Source organism: Cupriavidus sp. 21MJTG02-4, assembly GCF_057798975.1.
In genome coordinates this window covers 291,285-309,785 of record NZ_JBYOJP010000006.1, presented here as the reverse complement: position 1 = coordinate 309,785, position 18,501 = coordinate 291,285, and the positions used below count along the sequence as shown (strand labels likewise).

At 68.2% G+C, this 18,501-nt stretch carries 19 protein-coding genes; 7 read left to right on the top strand and 12 right to left on the bottom strand.

Features of this window, described 5'->3' with window-relative positions; translation table 11 throughout:
- Nucleotides 1–215: 215 nt before the first annotated feature.
- The 3 genes from AC3FKH_RS15120 to AC3FKH_RS15110 are packed head-to-tail and all read right to left on the bottom strand — an operon-like array spanning nucleotide 216 to nucleotide 2,954.
- Complete coding sequence (locus AC3FKH_RS15120; protein WP_488676687.1) at nucleotides 216–1,184, bottom strand: Bug family tripartite tricarboxylate transporter substrate binding protein; 969 nt, start codon at nucleotides 1,182–1,184, stop codon at nucleotides 216–218.
- Nucleotides 1,185–1,237: 53 nt separating this feature from the next.
- The gene (locus tag AC3FKH_RS15115) at nucleotides 1,238–1,579 is read right to left on the bottom strand and encodes an AtuA-related protein (RefSeq protein ID WP_483712750.1); all 342 of its coding nucleotides are present in this window, start codon (nucleotides 1,577–1,579) and stop codon (nucleotides 1,238–1,240) included.
- 13 nt (nucleotides 1,580–1,592) lie between these two features.
- Nucleotides 1,593–2,954, bottom strand: a complete 1,362-nt coding sequence (locus AC3FKH_RS15110) for an acyclic terpene utilization AtuA family protein (RefSeq protein WP_488676686.1) — start codon at nucleotides 2,952–2,954, stop codon at nucleotides 1,593–1,595.
- A gap of 117 nt (nucleotides 2,955–3,071) precedes the next feature.
- Here AC3FKH_RS15110 and AC3FKH_RS15105 point away from each other — a divergent pair, with 117 nt between their 5' ends.
- Nucleotides 3,072–3,965, top strand: a complete 894-nt coding sequence (locus AC3FKH_RS15105; protein ID WP_488676685.1) for a LysR family transcriptional regulator — start codon at nucleotides 3,072–3,074, stop codon at nucleotides 3,963–3,965.
- A 119-nt stretch (nucleotides 3,966–4,084) separates the two neighbouring features.
- On the opposite strand, the gene AC3FKH_RS15100 is transcribed toward AC3FKH_RS15105, so the two are convergent.
- The 7 genes from AC3FKH_RS15100 to AC3FKH_RS15070 all read right to left on the bottom strand — a co-directional run bounded on the left by AC3FKH_RS15100 (nucleotide 4,085) and on the right by AC3FKH_RS15070 (nucleotide 11,427).
- On the bottom strand, nucleotides 4,085–5,221 hold the full coding sequence (locus AC3FKH_RS15100) for an ABC transporter substrate-binding protein (RefSeq protein ID WP_488676684.1): 1,137 nt from the start codon (nucleotides 5,219–5,221) through the stop codon (nucleotides 4,085–4,087).
- A 267-nt stretch (nucleotides 5,222–5,488) separates the two neighbouring features.
- Nucleotides 5,489–6,001, bottom strand: coding sequence for a DUF1269 domain-containing protein (locus AC3FKH_RS15095; protein ID WP_488676683.1), 513 nt, complete (start codon nucleotides 5,999–6,001; stop codon nucleotides 5,489–5,491).
- Nucleotides 6,002–6,167: 166 nt separating this feature from the next.
- A complete protein-coding gene (locus AC3FKH_RS15090; RefSeq protein ID WP_488676682.1) occupies nucleotides 6,168–7,619 on the bottom strand; it encodes an acetate kinase in 1,452 nt (483 codons plus the stop codon).
- A gap of 77 nt (nucleotides 7,620–7,696) precedes the next feature.
- Nucleotides 7,697–8,602 carry a flagellin gene (locus tag AC3FKH_RS15085; protein ID WP_488676681.1) on the bottom strand — a complete coding sequence of 302 codons (906 nt, stop codon included), beginning with the start codon at nucleotides 8,600–8,602 and terminating at the stop codon, nucleotides 7,697–7,699.
- 10 nt (nucleotides 8,603–8,612) lie between these two features.
- A complete protein-coding gene (locus AC3FKH_RS15080; protein WP_488676680.1) occupies nucleotides 8,613–9,314 on the bottom strand; it encodes a C39 family peptidase in 702 nt (233 codons plus the stop codon).
- Entirely contained in the window at nucleotides 9,314–9,757 is a 444-nt protein-coding gene (locus tag AC3FKH_RS15075; protein WP_488676679.1) for a hypothetical protein, read from the bottom strand. Before AC3FKH_RS15075 ends, AC3FKH_RS15080 begins: the two co-directional genes overlap by 1 nt.
- A gap of 200 nt (nucleotides 9,758–9,957) precedes the next feature.
- Nucleotides 9,958–11,427, bottom strand: a complete 1,470-nt coding sequence (locus AC3FKH_RS15070) for a hypothetical protein (RefSeq protein ID WP_488676797.1) — start codon at nucleotides 11,425–11,427, stop codon at nucleotides 9,958–9,960.
- Between the two features lie 673 nt (nucleotides 11,428–12,100).
- Here AC3FKH_RS15070 and AC3FKH_RS15065 point away from each other — a divergent pair.
- The 4 genes from AC3FKH_RS15065 to AC3FKH_RS15050 all read left to right on the top strand — a co-directional run bounded on the left by AC3FKH_RS15065 (nucleotide 12,101) and on the right by AC3FKH_RS15050 (nucleotide 15,847).
- Complete coding sequence (locus AC3FKH_RS15065; protein WP_483712766.1) at nucleotides 12,101–12,883, top strand: GntR family transcriptional regulator; 783 nt, start codon at nucleotides 12,101–12,103, stop codon at nucleotides 12,881–12,883.
- A 131-nt stretch (nucleotides 12,884–13,014) separates the two neighbouring features.
- Nucleotides 13,015–14,028 (top strand): tripartite tricarboxylate transporter substrate binding protein, encoded by a 1,014-nt coding sequence (locus AC3FKH_RS15060; RefSeq protein WP_488676678.1) that lies wholly within the window; start codon nucleotides 13,015–13,017, stop codon nucleotides 14,026–14,028.
- Nucleotides 14,025–15,329, top strand: coding sequence for a 3-isopropylmalate dehydratase large subunit (locus tag AC3FKH_RS15055; protein ID WP_488676677.1), 1,305 nt, complete (start codon nucleotides 14,025–14,027; stop codon nucleotides 15,327–15,329). The genes AC3FKH_RS15060 and AC3FKH_RS15055 overlap by 4 nt, the downstream gene beginning before the upstream one ends.
- Nucleotides 15,330–15,343: 14 nt before the next feature.
- Complete coding sequence (locus tag AC3FKH_RS15050) at nucleotides 15,344–15,847, top strand: LeuD/DmdB family oxidoreductase small subunit (RefSeq protein WP_488676676.1); 504 nt, start codon at nucleotides 15,344–15,346, stop codon at nucleotides 15,845–15,847.
- A gap of 15 nt (nucleotides 15,848–15,862) precedes the next feature.
- Here AC3FKH_RS15050 and AC3FKH_RS15045 read toward each other — a convergent pair whose 3' ends face one another.
- Nucleotides 15,863–16,576: a phosphoribosyltransferase gene (locus AC3FKH_RS15045; protein WP_483712773.1), complete on the bottom strand. Its 714-nt coding sequence runs from the start codon at nucleotides 16,574–16,576 to the stop codon at nucleotides 15,863–15,865.
- A 262-nt stretch (nucleotides 16,577–16,838) separates the two neighbouring features.
- On the opposite strand from AC3FKH_RS15045, the gene AC3FKH_RS15040 reads away from it, so the two are divergent.
- Nucleotides 16,839–17,003 carry a hypothetical protein gene (locus AC3FKH_RS15040; RefSeq protein WP_488676675.1) on the top strand — a complete coding sequence of 55 codons (165 nt, stop codon included), beginning with the start codon at nucleotides 16,839–16,841 and terminating at the stop codon, nucleotides 17,001–17,003.
- Here the strand turns inward: AC3FKH_RS15040 and AC3FKH_RS15035 are convergent.
- Nucleotides 16,996–17,880 carry a LysR family transcriptional regulator gene (locus AC3FKH_RS15035; RefSeq protein WP_488676674.1) on the bottom strand — a complete coding sequence of 295 codons (885 nt, stop codon included), beginning with the start codon at nucleotides 17,878–17,880 and terminating at the stop codon, nucleotides 16,996–16,998. The two genes, AC3FKH_RS15040 and AC3FKH_RS15035, sit on opposite strands and share 8 nt — an antisense overlap.
- 161 nt (nucleotides 17,881–18,041) lie before the next feature.
- Between AC3FKH_RS15035 and AC3FKH_RS15030 the strand changes: the two genes are divergently transcribed.
- Nucleotides 18,042–18,500 carry a nucleoside deaminase gene (locus AC3FKH_RS15030; protein WP_488676673.1) on the top strand — a complete coding sequence of 153 codons (459 nt, stop codon included), beginning with the start codon at nucleotides 18,042–18,044 and terminating at the stop codon, nucleotides 18,498–18,500.
- Nucleotide 18,501: the final 1 nt, after the last annotated feature.

Genomic DNA, 18,501 nt, shown 5'->3' with positions numbered 1-18,501 from the left:
TCACGTTCCTTTTTTGATTTGCGTTCTGGACGCTGGCGGCTGGATGAGCCGGGCGCGCGCGGAAATTTTTCCGGTGCAGACAGCTGAACGCGTATCTTAAGGCGCGACAAGGGCTAGCGGTTGGCTCCCATGCAAAAGCGTACCTACTTCTGCGTAAAACAAAGGTAAGGCAAACGGGGCCAGCGGCCCCGTTTCATGCGAAAACCGCGTTTCCCTTATTCAGGCTGGATATTCGCGGCCTTGATGATTCGGCCCCATTTGGCCGACTCCTGCTGCTGGAAGCGCGCGAGTTCCGCCGGCGTGCTCGTGAACACGTCGGTGCCGGTGCCGTGGTAGAAGCTCGCGGCGGTGTCGCTGCGCGCGGCCTTCACCAGCATCGCATTGAGCTTGTTGACCACCGCGGGCGGCGTGCCGGCCGGCGCGTACGCCGCGAACCAGTAGCTCATCTCATAGCCCTTGACGCCCGCCTCGTCGATGGTCGGGACATCGGGCGCCAGCGGCGAACGCGTCTTGCCCGAGACGCCGAGCGCGCGCAGCTTGCCGCTCTTGACTTGCGGCAGGCCGGTGGCGGTATCGGTGATCATCATCTGGATCTGGTTGCCGAGCAGGTCGGTCACGGCCAACGGGTTGCTCTTGTAAGGCACGTGCAGCAGCTCGACATGCGCCATCTGCTGGAACAGCTCGCCGGCGATGCGCGACGACGAACTGCCGCTGCCAAAGCTGAGCTTGCCCGGCTGCTTCTTCGCCAGCGCGATGAACTCGCCCACGGTCTTCACCGGAAGCTGCGGGTTCACCACCATGATCTGGCCGCCACGCCCCAGCGCCGTGATGGGCGCGTAGTCCTTGACCGGGTCATACGGCAGCTTGCGGAACAGGTGCTCGTTGGCAGCGTGCGTGGTGTTGGTTGTGATAAGGACGGTATACCCGTCAGGACCGGCCTTGGCGACATCGCTCGCGGCAATGAAGCCGTTGGCGCCGGGCTTGTTGTCGACCACCACGGTGACCTTGCTGTCCACCGTGACGGCCTGCCCGATCGCACGCGCAAGCTGGTCGGTGGCGCTGCCGGCCGCAAACGGCACGACAAAGCGTATCGGCTTGTCAGGGTACTCGGCGAGCGCCTGTGCAGCGGGCAGCGCGGACAGTGCGAATACGGCGGCGGTAAGGATCCTGTGGATACCTGGCATGGATGTCTCCTGTTGAGGGGTGTTATTCGATGTATAAGCGGACAAGCGTGTGCTCAGCTGCCTGCGGCCAGCCGCGGCGGCAGCGGGATCTGCAACTGCAGCACGCGGAACGACAGCGCCTTGCCGTGCGCGTCGAGATTCAATGCATCGTTGACGCCGCCGTCGAGCGCGCCGTCGATCACGAAGTTCATCGCCTGCAGCGACGGCACCAGATAGCGCGTGACGGCGGTGGGCTGGCGATCGCGGAACAGCGCGCGCACGGCGTCCTCGGTCACGTGTTCGACCAGGTGATCGAAATCGCGCGCGTCGTAGGCAATCACGCTGATGTTGGAACGGTTGCCCTTGTCGCCGGTGCGGCCGTGGGCGAACTGGTAGAGCGTTGCAGTGGCGGTCATGTCGGGACTCCGCTCAATCGATGAAGGTATGGCCGGGCGCCACCGCATCGCGCGGGACCAGGCAGGACATGGCGTTGAGCCGCGCGCGCTGCGCGGTGCGCACGCCGCCGCCGCCCGCGGGCCCGCACGTATACAGCGCGTTGACTTCGCGCAGCAGGGCCTGCGCCACCGCGATGTCCTCGTGCGCCAGCGCGGCGCGCAGGCGCACGTCCTCGGCGGCCGCTTCGTGCGGGCCCGGTTGCGCCAGCATGCGGCCGGCATCGTCGGCGAGTACGCTGAGCACGCCGATCAGGTCGAAGCGGATGGGCACGTCGTGCCCGAGCAGCGCCATGCGCCGGCGCACGATATCGGCGGCCAGCCGCGCGCGCGCGGCGGCATTCGGGCCGGCGTAGGAGATCTCGCCTTCCGCCATCCAGCCGCCGTGGAAAAACAGGTTCGCCTTCAGTTGCTCCGGCCGCGCATGGCCGCGCACATCGCGCACGGCGACGCGATCCGGACCGATCTGCGCGACGGTGACCGCGCTGATATCCGCGACCACGTCGGGCGTCAGGTACGCAGCCGGGTCGTGCACCTCGTACAGCAGTTGCTCCTTGACCGTGCGCAGGTCCACGCAACCGCCGGTGCCGGCGGCCTTGAAGATCTCGATGCCACCGGCTTCGTCGAGTTGCGCGATCGGGAAGCCCACGGCGTGGACGTCCGGCACGTCCTTCCTGCCGGGGTCGGCGAAGTAGCCGCCGGTGACCTGCGCACCGCACTCGAGCAGGTGCCCCGCCATGGTTGCCGCCGCGAGCCGGTCCCAGTCCTGCCAGGACCAGCCGAAGTGCGCCATGGCCGGGCCCACCGCCAGCGCCGGGTCAGCCACGCGGCCGCAGACCACCACTTGCGCGCCGGCCTGCAGCGCATCGGCAATGCCGCGTGCGCCGATATACGCATTGGCGCAGACAAAGCGCGCCTCGGCAAACGCCGGCCCGACGATATCGCGCAGCAGTGCGCGGCCGGCATCGTGCGACAGGTCATCGCCCTCCACCACCGCCACGCGGGGTGCGGGCAGCCCGAGCGCCTGCGCCAGCTCGCGCACGCGCGCCGCCGCGCCGCGCGGATTGGCCGCGCCGAAGTTGCCGATGATGGGAATGCCGTTTGCCAGGCAGAGACCGAGCACGGGCGTCAGCAAGGCATCGAGCAGCGGCTCGTAGCCGGCCGCGGGATCGTTGCGGCGGGCGAGCTGCGCCAGCGCCAGGGTGCGCTCGGCCAGCGTCTCGAAGATCAGCGCGGCCGGTGCGCCCGCGGCGATCAGCGTGCGCACGACAGGCAGGGCGGCATCGGTGCGGTCGCCGGAGAAGCCGGCGCCGGAGCCGATCAGCAGGGGAGCGGTCATGGTGTCTGGGACGGTTGCATCGTTGTTCCGGCTCATTCTAGGCCGGCTTCAATCAACCAAAAAACAGATTATTTGGATTAATCTATCGACTCGCTGGATGAATCCGGCGGGACCGCCATGAATCTCTCCGTCAAGCACCTGCGCGCCTTCGTGGCGCTGGCCACCCATCGCAACTTCACGCGCGCCGCGCGTGCGTGCCACCTGTCGCAATCGGCATTCAGCGCGCTCGTCCAGACCCTGGAAGAACAGGCCGGCAGCCGCCTGTTCGAGCGCACCACGCGGCATGTCGAACTGAGCGCCGACGGCGTGCGCTTCGAGGAAACCGCGCGGCGCCTGCTGGCCGATTTCGAAACCGCGTTCGAAGACCTGCGCGACCACGCCGAGCGCCGCAAGGGCCGCGTCAGCATCGCGGCGCTGCCGTCGATTGCCGGTGGCGACCTGCCGCCGTTGCTGGCAGCCTTTCGCCAGCGCTACCCGGGCATTGCGCTGGAGCTGTTCGACCAGCTGGCCGACGGCTGCATCGATATGGTCCGGCGCGGACGCGCCGACTTTGCGCTGGCCCCGGCGCCCGCCCAGGACGACGACCTGAGCGTCGAGCCGCTGGTGCACGACACCTTCCACCTGGTCTGTCCCGCGACGCATGCGCTGGCGCGCAAGCGCCGCATCACGCCGCAGATGCTGGCGGGCCAGCCGTTCATCCACCTGTCGCGGACCAGCAGCGTGCGCCAGCACCTGGATGCCGCGCTGCATCCGCTCAAGCTCAGCAGCGTGATGGAAGTGGAGCACCTGGCCACGGTTGCCGCGCTGGTGCAGGCGGGGCTTGGCGTCAGCGTGGTGCCGTCGCTGGCGCTGTTCCAGTTCCAGCGCGAAGGGCTGGCGATACGGCCGCTGCAGATGCCGTCGCTGGTCAGGGATATCTGCCTGGTGCGGCTGCGCGAGCGTGGCGACTCCGCCGCGGCGGCGGCAATGGTCGATTGCCTGCGCGAACACTACCGTCGCCGCCGGGGTTGAAGGCACGCAGAATTGGGTACGCTTTGGGGATGTTTGCCGCCCGGCAGGGTGTGTGCGGCGGGCCTTGCAAGGCAGGGCGAAGCACCACGCAGAAACGGGTACGCCCTGCCTTCGATGACTCAGCGGATCAGCTTGCCCGTCGACGAGACAATCGACATCTCGACGAAGGACGAGCCTGTGTGGCGGGTCGGGCTGTAGCTGATGAGAATGCCGCCAAGGTCATAGTCGCGCAGGTTCTCCAGCGCCGCGACCAGGCGTTCGCGGGTCAGGTCGGGGCCCGCGCGGCGCAGGCCTTCCACCAGCACCTTCGCGGACATGAAGCCCTCCATGCCGGCATTGGTCGGGTCCACGTTCTGCTGGCGCGCCAGGCTGCGGTATTCGCTGGCCAGTGACATCTGGCTCGAGTTCATGCCCGGTACGACCTGCGTGATGATGAGCCCGCGGGCATCCTGCCCGAGTTCCTTGATGAAGGAGTCAGCCGCGTTGTTCGACAGCGTGACGAACTGCGCCTGGCTGCCGGCCTTGCGCATGTCGCGGATCACGCGCGCGGCCTCCGAACCCGAGCCGATCACCAGCACCGCCTGCGGATCGGCCTTGTTCACCGTCGCCACCTGCTGCGTGATGTCGCCCATCGGCCGGGCAAAGCTGGCGGATGCGGCCGGCTGGACGCCGCGCGCCTGCAGCGCGATGTTGAAGCCCTCGTATACGTCCTTGCCGAAGCCGTCGCTGGCATAGACGATGCCGATGCGCGTCATGCCCGAGGTCGCGAGATGGTTGATCGCGCGCCCGACTTCATCCTGGTACTTGGCGCGCACGTTGAAGACGTAGCGGTTGACCGGGCGATGCAGCGTGATCGCGCCTGTCAGCGGCGCCACCAGCGGCACCTTTTCGGTCGCGATGATCGGCAGGATGCTTTCGTTCTGCGGCGTGCCGCGCACCATGAAGAGCGCGAAGACCTTCTCGTCCTGCAACAGCTTGCGCACGTTGTCCGGCGTGCGCTTGGCGTCGAAGCCGTCGTCCAGCGTCACCAGCTCGATGCGGCGCCCCGCGACACCGCCGTTCGCATTGACCGCGCGCAGGTATACCTGCGCGCCTTCGATCTGTTCCCTGACCGAACCCGCCACCGGCCCGGTCACGCCGGCCGATTGTCCGATGCGGATCGCCGCCTTGCTGACCCCCGGCTCCGCCATTGCCGCAGGCGCGGCAAACCCCAACGTTGCGGCCAGCATGCCGCACGCCATCCATGTTGCCTTCATCGTCTTGACCCCTCCGCCTGGTTGGCGTGTCTGTAGTTGTAGCGCGACTGTCGCTGGCGTCGAGGCGCGAGCAACGCTTCGCAAATTACCCCAAGCAGGGTATCGGAGCAAACGGGGGAACGGGGGAGTGTTGCTGCGGCCTCACACCGGCACCGGCCGCCGGTGCGGGTGTGAGGCAGGAACGAAGGCGCAACCGCGCATCAGGGCGCGCCGCACGGGCGCGCCTGGAGGGATCGAACTACCGGGTTCAGGATGGCATCGCGTGGCTCAGGGAAATGCCGGCACGGCCGGATCCAGGCCGGCGAACGCGGCTTCCGGATGGGCCTGCTGCAGCAGCATCTCGATTTCCTCGACACGGCTGCGCGGCACGTCGACCATCAGCAGGATCTTGCCCGCCTCGATGTCCTTCTCGAACGCGCGCAAGCGGCTGTTGGGCGCCGAGCTGCCGATCATGCTCGAGGCCCAGGCACCGAACACCGCGCCGAGCACCGCCAGCACGCCGACCAGCCCCCACTGCGGGGTATCGCTGGCGATCGGGAACATGGCCACCACCACGCCGGCCACCAGGCCTACGCCGCCGCCGACCATCAGCCCCATTTCGGCGGCGTGGATGATGTCGGAAGTCTGGAACAGGTTGGCTTCATGCAGGCCCGTCATGTCGGCCCCGTCGCGCGCCACGAAGTGGATGTGGCTGTTTTCCACGCGGGCCAGCAGGAGGTCGTCCATGGTACGTCGGGCGCTGACCAGATCGGGCAATAACCAGAAGATGCGTTTGCGCATGTCTGTCTCCTTAATCAGGCCGTCCCGGGAGTGGGGATACCGTCTGTGGGACGGGGGTTGTTTCTTTGTACGCCCTTCATGCAGCGAGTGCAAGGCAACCAGTCCGGTGTCCTGGCGATGTGACGCGCGCATCGGCCGCGCGCGTCACAAACGCCGGAACCGCGCGTCAGAATGTGATCGGCAGACGCACATTGACCTGCAGGTCAGGCGTGTCGCGCGTCAGGCCCGCGCCCACCGACAGGTTGATCGTGTAGCGGTTGTTGAAGCGATAGGAGTAGCCCACCAGCAGCGTGCCCTGCGTCACGCGCACCGAGCCCGGCACCGTCTGCCCGTTCTGCTTGGTCGGCCAGATGATGGCCTGGTCGTAGCCGATCGAGAACGACGCTTTCTCGTTGAGCGCGAGGCCCATGCCGAAGCTGAATTCGAAGATGTCGCCCGGGGCGATCTTGCCGAGGTCTTCCTTCTGGCCATTCAGCACGGTGCGGCTGACGTTGTCGCGCGCGAAGTTATGCAGGTAGCTGAAGGTGCCGAAGAAGACCGCCGGATCGGTCGGCAGCAGCCACGTGATGCCAGGCTGAAGCGCCTGGAAACCCGTGCCGGTTGGCAGGCCGAGCGGCAGGCCCGTGCCGGTCGCGTTGCCCACGCAGCGCGTGATGCAATCGGTGACGACCTCGAACGGGTCCTTGCCGGTGGCCGACTTGTAGCGCAGCCAGCCGATGAAGTACGGCATCTTTTCATTGCCGTAGTTGAGCTGGTAGCGCAGGGTCGCTTCCACGTCGCCAAGGCCGGTGCCACTGGAATTGAAGACGTTGTCGACCGCGGTGCCCGTGAAAATCTCGCGGCTGACGGTAGACCCGGAGGCGTGGACATAGGGCACCTTCGCCTCGATTTCCAGGCGCTTGGTGATGCCGTAGCGCAAGGCGACCGAGGCGAGGTACGTGGTGGTCTTGACCTCGCGCACGTCGACCAGGCCGATCAGGATGGCGGGAATGACCGTGTAGCCGACCAGGGCCACGCGGTTGTTCGACGAGTAGCCGTACTGGAGCCCGGGCTCGACGACCAGTTTCCCTTCGCCGGTCAGCACACCGGGCTGGTCCGTGATCGGAGCAATTTCAGGCGGCCGCGTGTTGCGCTCGGGCGGCTGGCCCACCGGCTCTTCGACGCCGGCCATGGTCTGCGGGTCCGCCGATTCGCCCTGCTGGGGCTGACCTTGCTGCGGTGGCGCAACGGCCTGCTGCTGGCCCGTGACCTGCTGGGGCGCGTTGACGACATTGGGCGCCACACCCTGCGTGGCACTCGCGGCCGCGGCCGCGGCCGCGGCATTGGTCGCATAGTCCGCCGGTGCCACGCCCGGCCCCGCGCCCCCGCGTTTCCTGGCGAGGACATCGTTGCCGATCACACTGCGAAGCTCCCTGATGACCGCTTCCTGCTCGGCCAGCGCGCGCTTCATGGCCTCCAGCTGACTCTGTTGCTCGGTCAACTGGTACTGCAAGGCTTCGATGCCCGGTGCGGGCGGTGCGCCGGCATCCGGCAAGGTCTGGGCCTGTGCCAGCCCTCCGACCAATAGCAACGTCGAGCATCCTGCGTTGCGGATGCCCTGCATCGACCGCTTCTTCATGACGTCTATCCTCCCCCGGACGGCGGACTGATTAGGCAGGAGTCCGCTGCCTGCACTGCGCGATGCCTTCGCTACGACTACCTCATGCTCGCGGCCCGCATCAGCGCGCTGTTCAGCGCTGTGTTGGCCAGCTGTGATCGGAATGCCTGCAATGTATTCACGCCGGCGTCGATTGTCATGACGCTCTGTATGCTCTGGTTGTTCAGCGAGTTCTGGATCACCGTTGCCGGCGAGCCCGCGAGCGCGCCGACGTTCGCAAGATTGCCCGGGCCATTCTGGATGACGGTCAGGGCGCCATTGGTGACAACCTGGGCGGCTCCGGTGTTGACCGTCGTCACCGGCATGCCACCCGCGCCGGCGGCAGCGGTCGCGACCGAGGTTGCCCCGGCGGCCGAGGCAGTGCTGGCGCCTGCCGCGCCGGCACCGCCCGCCGCGCTCGCACTGGCCGCGCTGCCTGCACCGCCATTGCTGCCGGCCGCGACCGACACGCCGGTCGCCGGACCGGGGGCAGCCCCCTGGGTCGCACTGACGATCGACGGCCCCAGGGTCGAGGCCAGGCGAGAAGCCTGTTCCGTTGTGATCCTCCCAACATCCGGGATATTAAGACTGGTCGCCACGACCAGCGCACCGTTGATGTACACCGCGCGTTCGATACCGAACGAAACCTGCAGTCCGCCCGCATCGAACCCGCCCCGCGTGTCTTCGAGCCGTTCCTGCGCGACCGGCTTCCAGCCGGTCATGTCGCCACGCGCGGCGGCGACAGGACTGTCCGGCGGCATGTCATCGGCGCGGTCGCCGCGCGCCAGCGCCGCCTGCGCCGGGACCGCCCCGGCATCGAGCGGGTCCGGCGGCGATGCATCGGCCGCGCGCACGGAACCAGCATAGGCCATGCCCGCCCCGAGCAGCAACAGGACGGTGGCCTGCCCCGCCGTGCCGCATCGGCTGCCGGCCAGGCCAGGAAATGAAGCGGACGTCTCGAGCATGATGTGTTCCTCAGAAATCGCTGGCGCCATGCGAAGGCATGACGGTGAAGAACAAGCTGTCCCGGTTGACTCCCATCCAATAGGGGCCCATTGGCGCAACGCGCCAGTCGGCCGCAAGATTGAACCGCGCACGATCGGTACGGTTATGGATCACGAAGAGCAGCTGGCCTTCCCAGACGCTCTCGAAATGCTCGCGCGAAATGGAGCGCGTGCCGCGCGCGGGATCGCCGATCAGCACGCGGTCTCCCCTGACCCCCTTGACCACCACGAAGTGGTGGTAGCCCCCTTCGGAGATCAGCACGATCGCGGGGATCTGCGTCTCCTCCAGCTTGGACAGGGGCAATTCATAGCCGTCGGCCTGATAGCCGCGCGACTCCAGGAAGCGCTTCATGTCCAGCAGGGAAAATCCTTCATGGCGGATCTTTGCCTGGTCGCCGTTGAGGTACATGTTGGCGAAGGCCAGTTCCTCGGTCACGGGCTCGCCGTACTGGAAGGTCAGCAGGGTCGCCACGGCGGCCGAGCCGCAGCTGAAGTCGTATTGCTGCCGGACCGTGGTCTTGAAGCGGGCTTCGCGCAGGCTCGTCACCGGCACGCTGTAGTACTCGCCGACGGGCCCGTAGATTGCCACCCGGTCCGCGAGCGCCGGCGCGGTGTGCCCCAAAGCCAGCGCGAACGACAGAACCCCCAGCCACCCCCGTCGAAGCATCTTCATCACTTGAACTGAACGTTGATGATGGTCGCGTTCTGGATCAGCACGCTGTTGCCGGTGTTCTGGATTGCCGTCGGTATGCCCGCCGCATTGGCGAACGCGCCGTCGGTCACGATATTGTTGCCGGATACCGAGTTGTTGGTCGTATTGTCCGCCACCGTGCCGTGCAGCCGCATGTCGTTGACGACCAGTTCCGCGCCGCCACGCACGCCATCAAGCTTGTCGCTTGCCACGGCCACGATCTTCGGGCCAAACGGATTGCGCTGGGCCCCTGTGTTCAGGTCGGTCTTTGCAGCGGCTTGCGTGCCGATGCCAATTTCGCTGGCCGCGCTGACCTGCGCTGCCGCGGACGCAGGGTCCGCCATGGGATCCGCCTTGGCTTGCACGAAGGGCCAAGCCAGGAATGCCGTCCCCAGAAGGGTGACTGCGGTGCGAACCGGTCGCATGGTGCGTCTCCTCGTTGCTCGCCACGTTCCGCCCCATCCGGCGGCCCGTGGCGATACTCACAGGCTGACAGGCCAGGAGAACGGCATCACGCCGGGGCGAACCGCGCCCCGTGAGATGCCGCGCCCGGCCGCGTGAAGCTTTGCGACGGCACCGTCCGGCCGGCCATGACTGCTACTGGCCGGACCGCGCCGTGCGCGCCTCACTTGCCGACGTTCATGTTCGCCTGCACGTTGACGCTATGTTGAATCATCGATCCGGCGCCATTGTTCTGCGCGGCGATCATGATGCCGGCAGCGGTCTGGCCAACGCTGGTCATGACGTTTTGCATCTGGAACGAACCGGCACTGACGGAGATATAGCCGCCCGCACCGCCGACGCCACCGACCGCACCGTTGCCGGTACCGCCCGTGCCGCCAGCACCAGCGCCGCCATTGCCGACACCGCCGGTCGCGCCAACAGCGCCAGCAGCGCCAGCAGCACCGGCGCCGCCGCTGCCGTTGGAGGCCGTGCTCGAAGCGCTGCCATTGGTAGCCGTACCGCCTGCGCCACCATTGCCGGCAATGCTCGCTTGCGCGCCGCCAGCACCAGCATTGCTGGTGGAAGCGCCGCCCGTGCCGCTAGCCGTTGCCGCGCCGCCTGCACCGCCTGCACCACCCGTTGCACCGGCTCCGCCGCCGGTTGCGCTTGCCGACGAAGTACCGGCACCACCAGCGCCGCCAGTGCCACTTGCGGTACCGCCAGAACCGTTAGCAGTGGGCGAGCCCGCTCCGCCGCCGGCACCCGCGCCGGCGGAGCTGCCAGCACCAGCGCCACTGGTCGCAGCCGTGCTGCCGCCAGCCGAACCTGCCAAACCACCAAAGCCGCCGCTCGCGCCCAAGGCGCTGCCGCCACGGCCACCGGCACCGAGCGACGCGCTCAGGGCACCGCCGGCACGGCTTTCGCCTTCACCACCGCTGCCACCGCGGCTACCCGCCGCGCTGAACGTGTTACCGCCATGCGAAGTAGCACTGCCACCGCCACCACCCGAACCGCCCGCGCCTCCGCCGGTACCACCGGTGCCCGCTGTAGCGCTACCATTTGTCACGTTTCCGGCGGTGGCACTGCCATTCAAGCCGCCGTTGCCGCCATTGCCGCCATTACCACCGTTTCCGCCGTTTCCGCCAGTACCGTGTCCACCAGTACCGCCAGTAGCGGCTCCGCCCGTGCCAGCACCGCCGGCTCCACCCGCGCCAGCACTGGTAGTGCCAGTGTTCCAGGCCTGGTTACCCACTCCGGCGAACGAGTTATTGGAAACGTATCCGTTCAGCTTGCTGATGGCCAGCGCCTTGCTATGGTTGAATGAATTCGAGAAATTGGCCTGGGCCGTGCTGCCGTTGGCGGCGGCTGCATTGCCATAGCCGCTCATATCCTGATCGGCGCGGTTGACGGTTCTGTTTGAAGTCCTGTTCGACGTCCTGTTGGAAGTGGAGGTGTTGCCGCTGACATTCACGTTCAAGGCACGTGAATTTTCATTCGCCTGTGCACCGCCGCCGCCCTGAGTCGAGTTGGCAGTCGCGGTCTGTGCATTGCTTGTGCCACTATCGCCCGCATTCGTTGTCGGGTTCGCCATCGCTTGACTGCCAAAACCGAATGCCAAGGCAATCGCCGACGCCAGTAAAGTCTTTTTCATATGAAGCTCCCAGGAGAATTTCACACAGCGGCTCAGCCTCCGCGCAACACCCATCCCGAGTGATGGCTGGAGGTTCGGTCCGGCACAGTGCCAAACCAGACTCCCCTTGCGCATAATCGGTGCCAGCTCCTAAACGCGAATGGACAATCCCTTGCAGGACAAGGGCTTGCCAGCCCGATCCGGGGAACTTTCCGGGGCCATTGGCAATCCTCTCCCACCTTCGCCGCAGTGCATCGCAAGCGACATGTCACACCGATGTGACACCGACTCCCGCCTGCCTGCTAGGCGGTTTTTCGACCCGGGGCAGAAACCTATTGTTTTCAGTGGCTTACCAGAACCACTCGGGAATGGCCGGTGCGCCTGGGTGCGTATCGGCACTGAAACAGGGTGCCCGGCGATGCACAGCCCGGCAGGCGTTCCGGGGCGTCGCACTCTGCGGAAATCGCCTTGGGATCGCATGCCGCAAAGCCCTGTGGCAGCGGCTCGGGCAAGACATTGCGTGCGTCCGCACGCCGCCGGAATGCGGCGTTCGCGCCTCAGGTGCACCGTTGCAACAGATTCGCCGCCGCCACGGTGCCGAAACGCACTCATTGCATAGTCCATCTAGGACTTATGTCTGATCTACAGTACATTAGAGGCATTACAGACTTGTCATGTCTCCGCAAGCGAAACCATGAGCGAAGCCGTCGTCCCCTTGTATCACCAGATTTACGTGGTACTGCGCCAGCAGATTGTCGAAGGCCGCTTCGGCCAGGGACCGCTGCCGGGCGAAATTGACCTGGCCAAACAGTTCCACGCGTCGCGCGTGACCATGCGGCGGGTGTTCGACCGGCTGGTCCAGGAAGGACTGGTGCGCCGGCACCGCGGGCTGGGCACCTTCGTCAACCCGCATCCGGTCAGGCCGGTCTCGACGACCGAGGAGCGCAGCGCCAGCCTGCTCGACAACATCATCGACATGGGCCAGAAGACGGCGGTGAAGGTGATCTCGATAGACGAGGTCCACGCCACGCCGGAAGTGGCCGAGGCGCTCGACCTCTCGCCGGGCGATCCGGTGGTGAAGATCATTCGCGTGCGGCACTACCGCAACCGGCCGCTCTCGCATATCACGGTCTACCTGCCCGCCGAACTGGGCCGACCGCTCACGCGCAAGGCGCTCGAGGAGCAGCCGGTGCTGCGCCTGCTCGAAAGCAGCGGCGTGCGGCTTGGCCGCGCCAGCCAGGTCCTGTCGGCGCGGCTCGCCGACGTGGTGGTCGCCCCGCTGCTCGAGGTGCCGGTCGGCGGCGCCTTGCTGGCGGTCCGCCGCGTGGTCAAGGACGCCGATGGCCGTCCGGTCCAGTTCCTGCTGGGCCAGTACCGGCCGGATCGCTACGAGTACCGCATGGAACTGTCGCCGGCCGGTGAGGACAGCACCAACGTCTGGGTGGAAAACGAAACCCGCCCCGGCCTGCGCGACTGACACCGCGCGCCAGGCCACGGCAGGCACCTCAACGCCCTGCCACGCCATCGGGACCGCCCCACGCGAGTGCGGTCCCGGGCGATAATGCGCATTCGTGATCACTTTGTCACTTTTCGCAAGGAGCAGCCGTCATGCCGTCGTTCCGTCCGCGCACGTCTATCCCCAGACGTTCACTCGCCACCCGGCTTCGTGCCGCCGCAGGCGCCTGCGTGCTGGCGCTGTGCGCGGTCCCGATGGCGGCGGATGCGCAGATCGCCGGCGGCAAGGCCATCCGCATCCTGGTCGGGGCCCCGGCCGGCGGCACCACGGACACGCTGGCGCGCAGCATCGCGCAGGAAATGTCGCAGCAACTGGGCCAGCCGGTGGTGGTCGAGAACCGCCCCGGCGCGGGCGGCAACATCGCCGCGGACCTGGTCGCCAAGAGCGCGCCCGACGGGTCCACGCTGCTGATGAGCTTCACCAGCCATACCATCAACGCGACGCTCTACAAGAAGCTGCCGTTCGATCCGCTGCAGGACTTCACGCCGATCACGCTGGTGGCGACGGTGCCCAGCGTGCTGGTGGCGAATCCAAAGCTGCCCGCCAACAACGTCCCCGAACTGATCCAGCTGGCGCGCGCACAGCCCGGCAAGCTGAACTTCGCCATCGGCTCGGTCGGTTCGTCGGTGCACCTGGCCGGCGACATGTTCAAGATGATGACCCATACGTACATCGTGAACATTCCGTACAAGGGCACCGCGCCGGCCATCACGGACCTGCTCGCCGGGCAGTGCGACCTGATGTTCGCGAGCACGCTCAATGTCCTGCCGCACGTGCGCGCGGGCAAGCTCAAGGTACTGGGCGTGACCAGCCCCGCGCCGCTGCCGCAGTTCCCGGGTGCCGCGCCGATCGGCGCCGCCGTCAAGGGCTTTGAATCCAGCGCCTGGTTCGGCCTGTTCGGACCGGCCGGGTTGCCGGCAGACGTGACCCAGGCCCTTTACCAGGCGGCCCACAAGGGCCTGGAGGCGCCGGCGGTACGCAAGCGCCTGGAAGCGGACGGCGCGCAGCCGCTCGGCACCACGCCGGAATCGTTCGCCGCGTTCGTGAAGCAGGACGTGAAGCGCTGGGCCGCCGTGGTGAAGTACTCGGGGGCCACCTCGGAATGAACCTGGCCGCAGCCTCGGCGCCCGCCCGTCCGGCAACGCTGGCCCAGAAGCTGGTGGCACGCGCGGCGGGGCAGGCGCATGTCGAGCCGGGTGCGCTGGCGATGTGCCGGGTCGACCTGGCGATGTCGCACGATTCCAGCGGGCCGCGCCGTGTCGCGCCGCTGCTGGAGACGCTGGGCGCCACCGTGTGGGACCCCTCGCGCTACGTGGTCGTGACCGACCATTTCGTGCCGGCCGGCGACCCCTCGGCCGAAGCGATCCTGCACTTCACCCGCGACTGGACACGCCGCAGCGGCGCGCACCTGATCGACGGCGAGGGCATCTGCCACGTGGTGCTGCCCGAGCACGGCCATGTGCTGCCCGGCCGGCTGATCGTCGGCGGCGACAGCCACAGCCCGACCGGCGGCGCGTTCGGCGCCTACATGTTCGGCGTGGGCGCCACCGAGATGGCCGGCGTGCTGGCCACCGGCGAAATCTGGCTGCGCGTGCCGCAGACCATCCGGCTGCAATGGAACGGCGCGCTGGCGCCTGGCGTCTGCGCCAAGGACATGATGCTGTTCCTGTGCGCGCGCCTGGGCTTGGGCGGCGGCCGCTATGAAGCCGTCGAGTACGCCGGCAGCGCGGTGGCGGCCCTTTCCATGCAGGAACGCATGACGCTGGCCAATATGAGCGCCGAGCTTGGCGCGCAGACCGGCCTGGTCGCGCCCGACGCCACCACGCTGGATTGGCTGTCGGCGGCGGGCGTGCCGGCGTCGACGCTGGCCGGGATCGACCTGGCCTGGTGGCGCACCGATGCCGGCGCGCCGCTGTTGGCCACCCATGTCTTCGATGCCGGCGCCCTGGTGCCGCAGGTGGCCGCGCCCCATTCGCCGGCCAACAGCGCGCCAGTGGAGCAGGCGGCCGGCGAAGCCGTGCAGATTGCCTACCTTGGCGCCTGCACCGGCGCCAAGCTGGACGACCTGCGCATGGCGGCGCAGGTGCTGCGGGGCCGGCGTGTCGCGCCCGGCGTCAGCCTGCAAGTGGCGCCCGCCTCGGTGCGCGACCAGCAGCAGGCGGAACGCGAGGGCATCCTCGCCATCCTGGCCGAAGCGGGCGCCGAACTGCTGCCCAATGCCTGCGGTGCCTGTGCCGGCTATGGCGCCGCGCGCTTTCCCGCCGGCAGCCGCGCCATTGCCTCGACCGCGCGCAATTTTTCCGGGCGCATGGGCGATGCCGGCAGCGCCGTCTGGCTGGCCTCGCCGCTGACGGTGGCGGCCAGCGCCGTGACGGGGCGCATCACCGATCCCCGTACCCTGCTCTGAACCCCGTTTTCCGCATGAAGCCTTCCCTCCCCGCGCGCGCCGGACGCATCTGGCGCTTTGGCGACGACATCGATACCGACGCCATGGCCCCGGCGGTATGGATGAAGGCCGCGCCGGAGGTCCTGGCCTCGCATTGCCTCGAAAGCCTGCGTCCGGAGTTCCCCGGCCAGGTACGCGCCGGCGACGTGGTGGTAGCGGGCGCCAACTTCGGCATCGGCTCGTCGCGCGAGCAGGCGCCGCAGGCGCTGCGCCAGCTGGGCGTGCAAGCCGTGGTGGCGCCATCGTTTGGCGGCCTGTTCTACCGCAATGCCATCAATCTCGGCCTGCCGGTACTGGTCTGCCCGGACACCAGCCGGCTGGCGGATGGCGCGCCGGCCCGGGTCGACCTGGAGAACGCGGTGCTGCAGATGGACGACGGCACCACCGTCGCCTGCGAACCGGTGCCGGCATTCCTGCGCGAGATCCTGAGTGCGGGCGGGCTGATCCCGCATCTGCAGGCCAGGCTGGCGCGCGCCTGACGACCGGCCCGGCGCCTATGTCGGGCCCTGCGCCGGGCCCTGCGGCGGCCAGTTGGCTGCCTCTCTCAGCAGCGCCAGGGCTTCTTCGTCGCTGGTCTGGGTGAAGTCGAGGTAGAACGCGCCCACCGAACCGAAGTTGGCCGGCGTGTTCAGGCAGATCACCTGGTCGGCGGCGGCTTCCAGGCTGGCCAGCCCTTCCGCGGCCCCCACCGGCACGGCAGCGATCACTTGCGCGGCGCCTGCCATGCGCAGGCCCTCGAGCGCGGCGCGCATGGTGGCGCCGGTCGCCACGCCATCGTCGACCACGATCAACGTGCGCCCCGCCAGGCGCGGCAGCGGCGCGCCGTTACGGTAGCGCTGCTGGCGCCGCACGATCTCGTCGATCTGTCGCCCCCGTTCGGCGGCGAAGGTCCCGCTTTCGACCGTGCGCCGCACCCACGGATCGTCATTGACGACGGTATGCGGATCCCGTCCGGCATCGCCCTCCACGACGGCGCCGAGCGCCAGTTCGGGATAGCCCGGCGCGCCGATCTTGCGCACCAGCAGCACGTCCAGCCGCGCGCCGATGGCGCGCGCGGCCTCGAACGCCACCGGCACGCCGCCGCGCGGCAGCGCCAGCACCAGCGCGGGCACGCCGTCGCGCGGCTGGCCCACACCGAGTTCGGCCAGGCGGCGCCCAAGGTACAGGCCGGCCTCACGTCGGTCGGCAAAGCACGGCGGCAATGGCATGGCGCGCTCCTGCAGGGTGGCCGGCTGTCGGCATATGGGCGTGTCGGCGTGGTCGGCGAATTCGACACATGGGGCAGGACCGAACCCCTAAGCCACTATAGTCTGTCCCCGGCGTCGCGCCCCGCTGCCATGGCTGCCGCGCATTGGACGCAACACGGAAACAGTGTGTTGCACTGCGGCAGGCTGATCGCCGAGGGCAAGCCCGCTAGGATGTGGGTCAGGCGGCAACCCCGCCAAACTCATCGCCACCAGTGAGCCTGACATGACTTCGCCGCACCCTGACAGCAAGGAACAAGACATCGCCCGCCCGGACAACGAGCCGGACATCCCGTTCGGTTCGCTCGACGCCGCCGCCATGGTCGAACTGCCTTACACCTTCCGCCAGACCGGCACCTGCACCGGATACTTCCGCGAGTTCTTCAGCTGAGCGGCGCCGCGCTCGCGCCCATGGCCTGGTCGCACAGCGCGACCAGCCGCTCCATCATGTCGCGCGCGGCGGCGGAGGGCTCCGGCTGGGCGTGCAGCGTCAGTTCGATGGCCGGCACGGCGCCGAGCCACGGCTGATCGTCGAGCAGCCGATGCGGCGCCGCTGCGAGCCGGCGCGGCAGCAGGCTGATGCCCAGCCCGTCGGCCACGGCAGCGCTGATGCTGGCCAGGCTGGCGCTGACGAAGCCGATGCGCCAGCGCCGCCCGCTGGCGTCGAGCGCGTGCGTCATCTCGCCCCGGTAGAGGCCGCCGCTCGGGAATGCCACCAGCGGCACCGGGTCGCGCGCCACGGCCGGTCGCGTGCGGCTGTCGATCCACGCCAGCGGCTCGGGCCAGCAAGCCATGCCGGCGGCATGGCCCACGCGCTGCTTGACCAGTGCCAGGTCCAGTTCGCCGTCCTGAAAGCGCTGCCAGAGATCGTGGCTGAGACCGCTGGTGACCTCCAGCCGGATCCCCGGCCAGGTATCCGCAAACCCCGCCAGCGTCGCCGTCAGCGGCTGCGCCGCGAAATCCTCCGGCACCCCCAGCCGGATCTCGCCCTGGCCTGACGTCTGTCGCACCTGCTCCACGGCTTCGGCCATCAGCTGCTGCAGGCGTCGCGCGTAGCCCAGCAGGCGCTCGCCTTCGGGCGTGGTCGTGACATAGCGGCCACCCCGGTCCAGCAGCGGGCAGCCCAGCTGCTCCTCCAGCCTGCGCACCTGCTGGCTGACGGTCGACTGGGTCAGGTGAACGCGCTGCGCCGCGCGCGTGAAGCTTCCGCTCTCGGCCACGGCGACAAAGCTCTGCAACAGCGCGGGATCGAGGCGGGCGTCATGCACGGCAGTCAGGTATTGGGTTTTCCACTGCCGGGGATTTCATCATTTAATTTCCCAATTGCCAAGCCACGGCGTAGATTGGCGGCTCTCCCCCATTTGCGCCCCCTCCCCGCAGGCCGCGTTGACGGCACGTACAGTGAGCCGGCGCTTACTTTACCTACGCTATGGCAACCCACGAACAACTCATGCGCGAGGCCGTCGACCTCGCGCTGATCAACCGCAACCGCGGCGGCCGTCCCTTCGGCGCGCTGCTGGCGATCGACGGCGAAGTCGTGGCGACCGGCGTCAACGACATCGTCCACAGCCACGACCCGACCACGCATGCCGAGATGGAAGCGCTGCGCGCCGCCGCCCGCAAGCTCGGCCGGCCCGACCTGCGCGGCAGCGTGGTCTATGCCAGCGGACATCCGTGCCCGATGTGCCTGGCCGCGATGACCATGGCCGGCGTGCAGGCGGTCTATTACGCCTTCGACAACAACGACGCCGCGCCCTACGGCCTGTCCAGCGAAGCCGCCTACCAGGCGCTGCGCCTGCCCCTGGTGCCGCCGCCGCTGCCGTTGCAGCGGGTGCCGGTGGACATCGCCGCCGTGCAGCTCTACGGCTCGCGTGCGCCGCGCGCCTGAA

Coding starts and splice junctions, on each gene's coding strand:
- AC3FKH_RS15120 (WP_488676687.1), bottom strand. CDS start 1,184: ATGCCAGGTATCCACAGGATCCTTACCGCCGCCGTATTCGCACTGTCC.
- AC3FKH_RS15115 (WP_483712750.1), bottom strand. CDS start 1,579: ATGACCGCCACTGCAACGCTCTACCAGTTCGCCCACGGCCGCACCGGC.
- AC3FKH_RS15110 (WP_488676686.1), bottom strand. CDS start 2,954: ATGACCGCTCCCCTGCTGATCGGCTCCGGCGCCGGCTTCTCCGGCGAC.
- AC3FKH_RS15105 (WP_488676685.1), top strand. CDS start 3,072: ATGAATCTCTCCGTCAAGCACCTGCGCGCCTTCGTGGCGCTGGCCACC.
- AC3FKH_RS15100 (WP_488676684.1), bottom strand. CDS start 5,221: ATGAAGGCAACATGGATGGCGTGCGGCATGCTGGCCGCAACGTTGGGG.
- AC3FKH_RS15095 (WP_488676683.1), bottom strand. CDS start 6,001: ATGCGCAAACGCATCTTCTGGTTATTGCCCGATCTGGTCAGCGCCCGA.
- AC3FKH_RS15090 (WP_488676682.1), bottom strand. CDS start 7,619: ATGAAGAAGCGGTCGATGCAGGGCATCCGCAACGCAGGATGCTCGACG.
- AC3FKH_RS15085 (WP_488676681.1), bottom strand. CDS start 8,602: ATGCTCGAGACGTCCGCTTCATTTCCTGGCCTGGCCGGCAGCCGATGC.
- AC3FKH_RS15080 (WP_488676680.1), bottom strand. CDS start 9,314: ATGAAGATGCTTCGACGGGGGTGGCTGGGGGTTCTGTCGTTCGCGCTG.
- AC3FKH_RS15075 (WP_488676679.1), bottom strand. CDS start 9,757: ATGCGACCGGTTCGCACCGCAGTCACCCTTCTGGGGACGGCATTCCTG.
- AC3FKH_RS15070 (WP_488676797.1), bottom strand. CDS start 11,427: ATGAAAAAGACTTTACTGGCGTCGGCGATTGCCTTGGCATTCGGTTTT.
- AC3FKH_RS15065 (WP_483712766.1), top strand. CDS start 12,101: ATGAGCGAAGCCGTCGTCCCCTTGTATCACCAGATTTACGTGGTACTG.
- AC3FKH_RS15060 (WP_488676678.1), top strand. CDS start 13,015: ATGCCGTCGTTCCGTCCGCGCACGTCTATCCCCAGACGTTCACTCGCC.
- AC3FKH_RS15055 (WP_488676677.1), top strand. CDS start 14,025: ATGAACCTGGCCGCAGCCTCGGCGCCCGCCCGTCCGGCAACGCTGGCC.
- AC3FKH_RS15050 (WP_488676676.1), top strand. CDS start 15,344: ATGAAGCCTTCCCTCCCCGCGCGCGCCGGACGCATCTGGCGCTTTGGC.
- AC3FKH_RS15045 (WP_483712773.1), bottom strand. CDS start 16,576: ATGCCATTGCCGCCGTGCTTTGCCGACCGACGTGAGGCCGGCCTGTAC.
- AC3FKH_RS15040 (WP_488676675.1), top strand. CDS start 16,839: ATGACTTCGCCGCACCCTGACAGCAAGGAACAAGACATCGCCCGCCCG.
- AC3FKH_RS15030 (WP_488676673.1), top strand. CDS start 18,042: ATGGCAACCCACGAACAACTCATGCGCGAGGCCGTCGACCTCGCGCTG.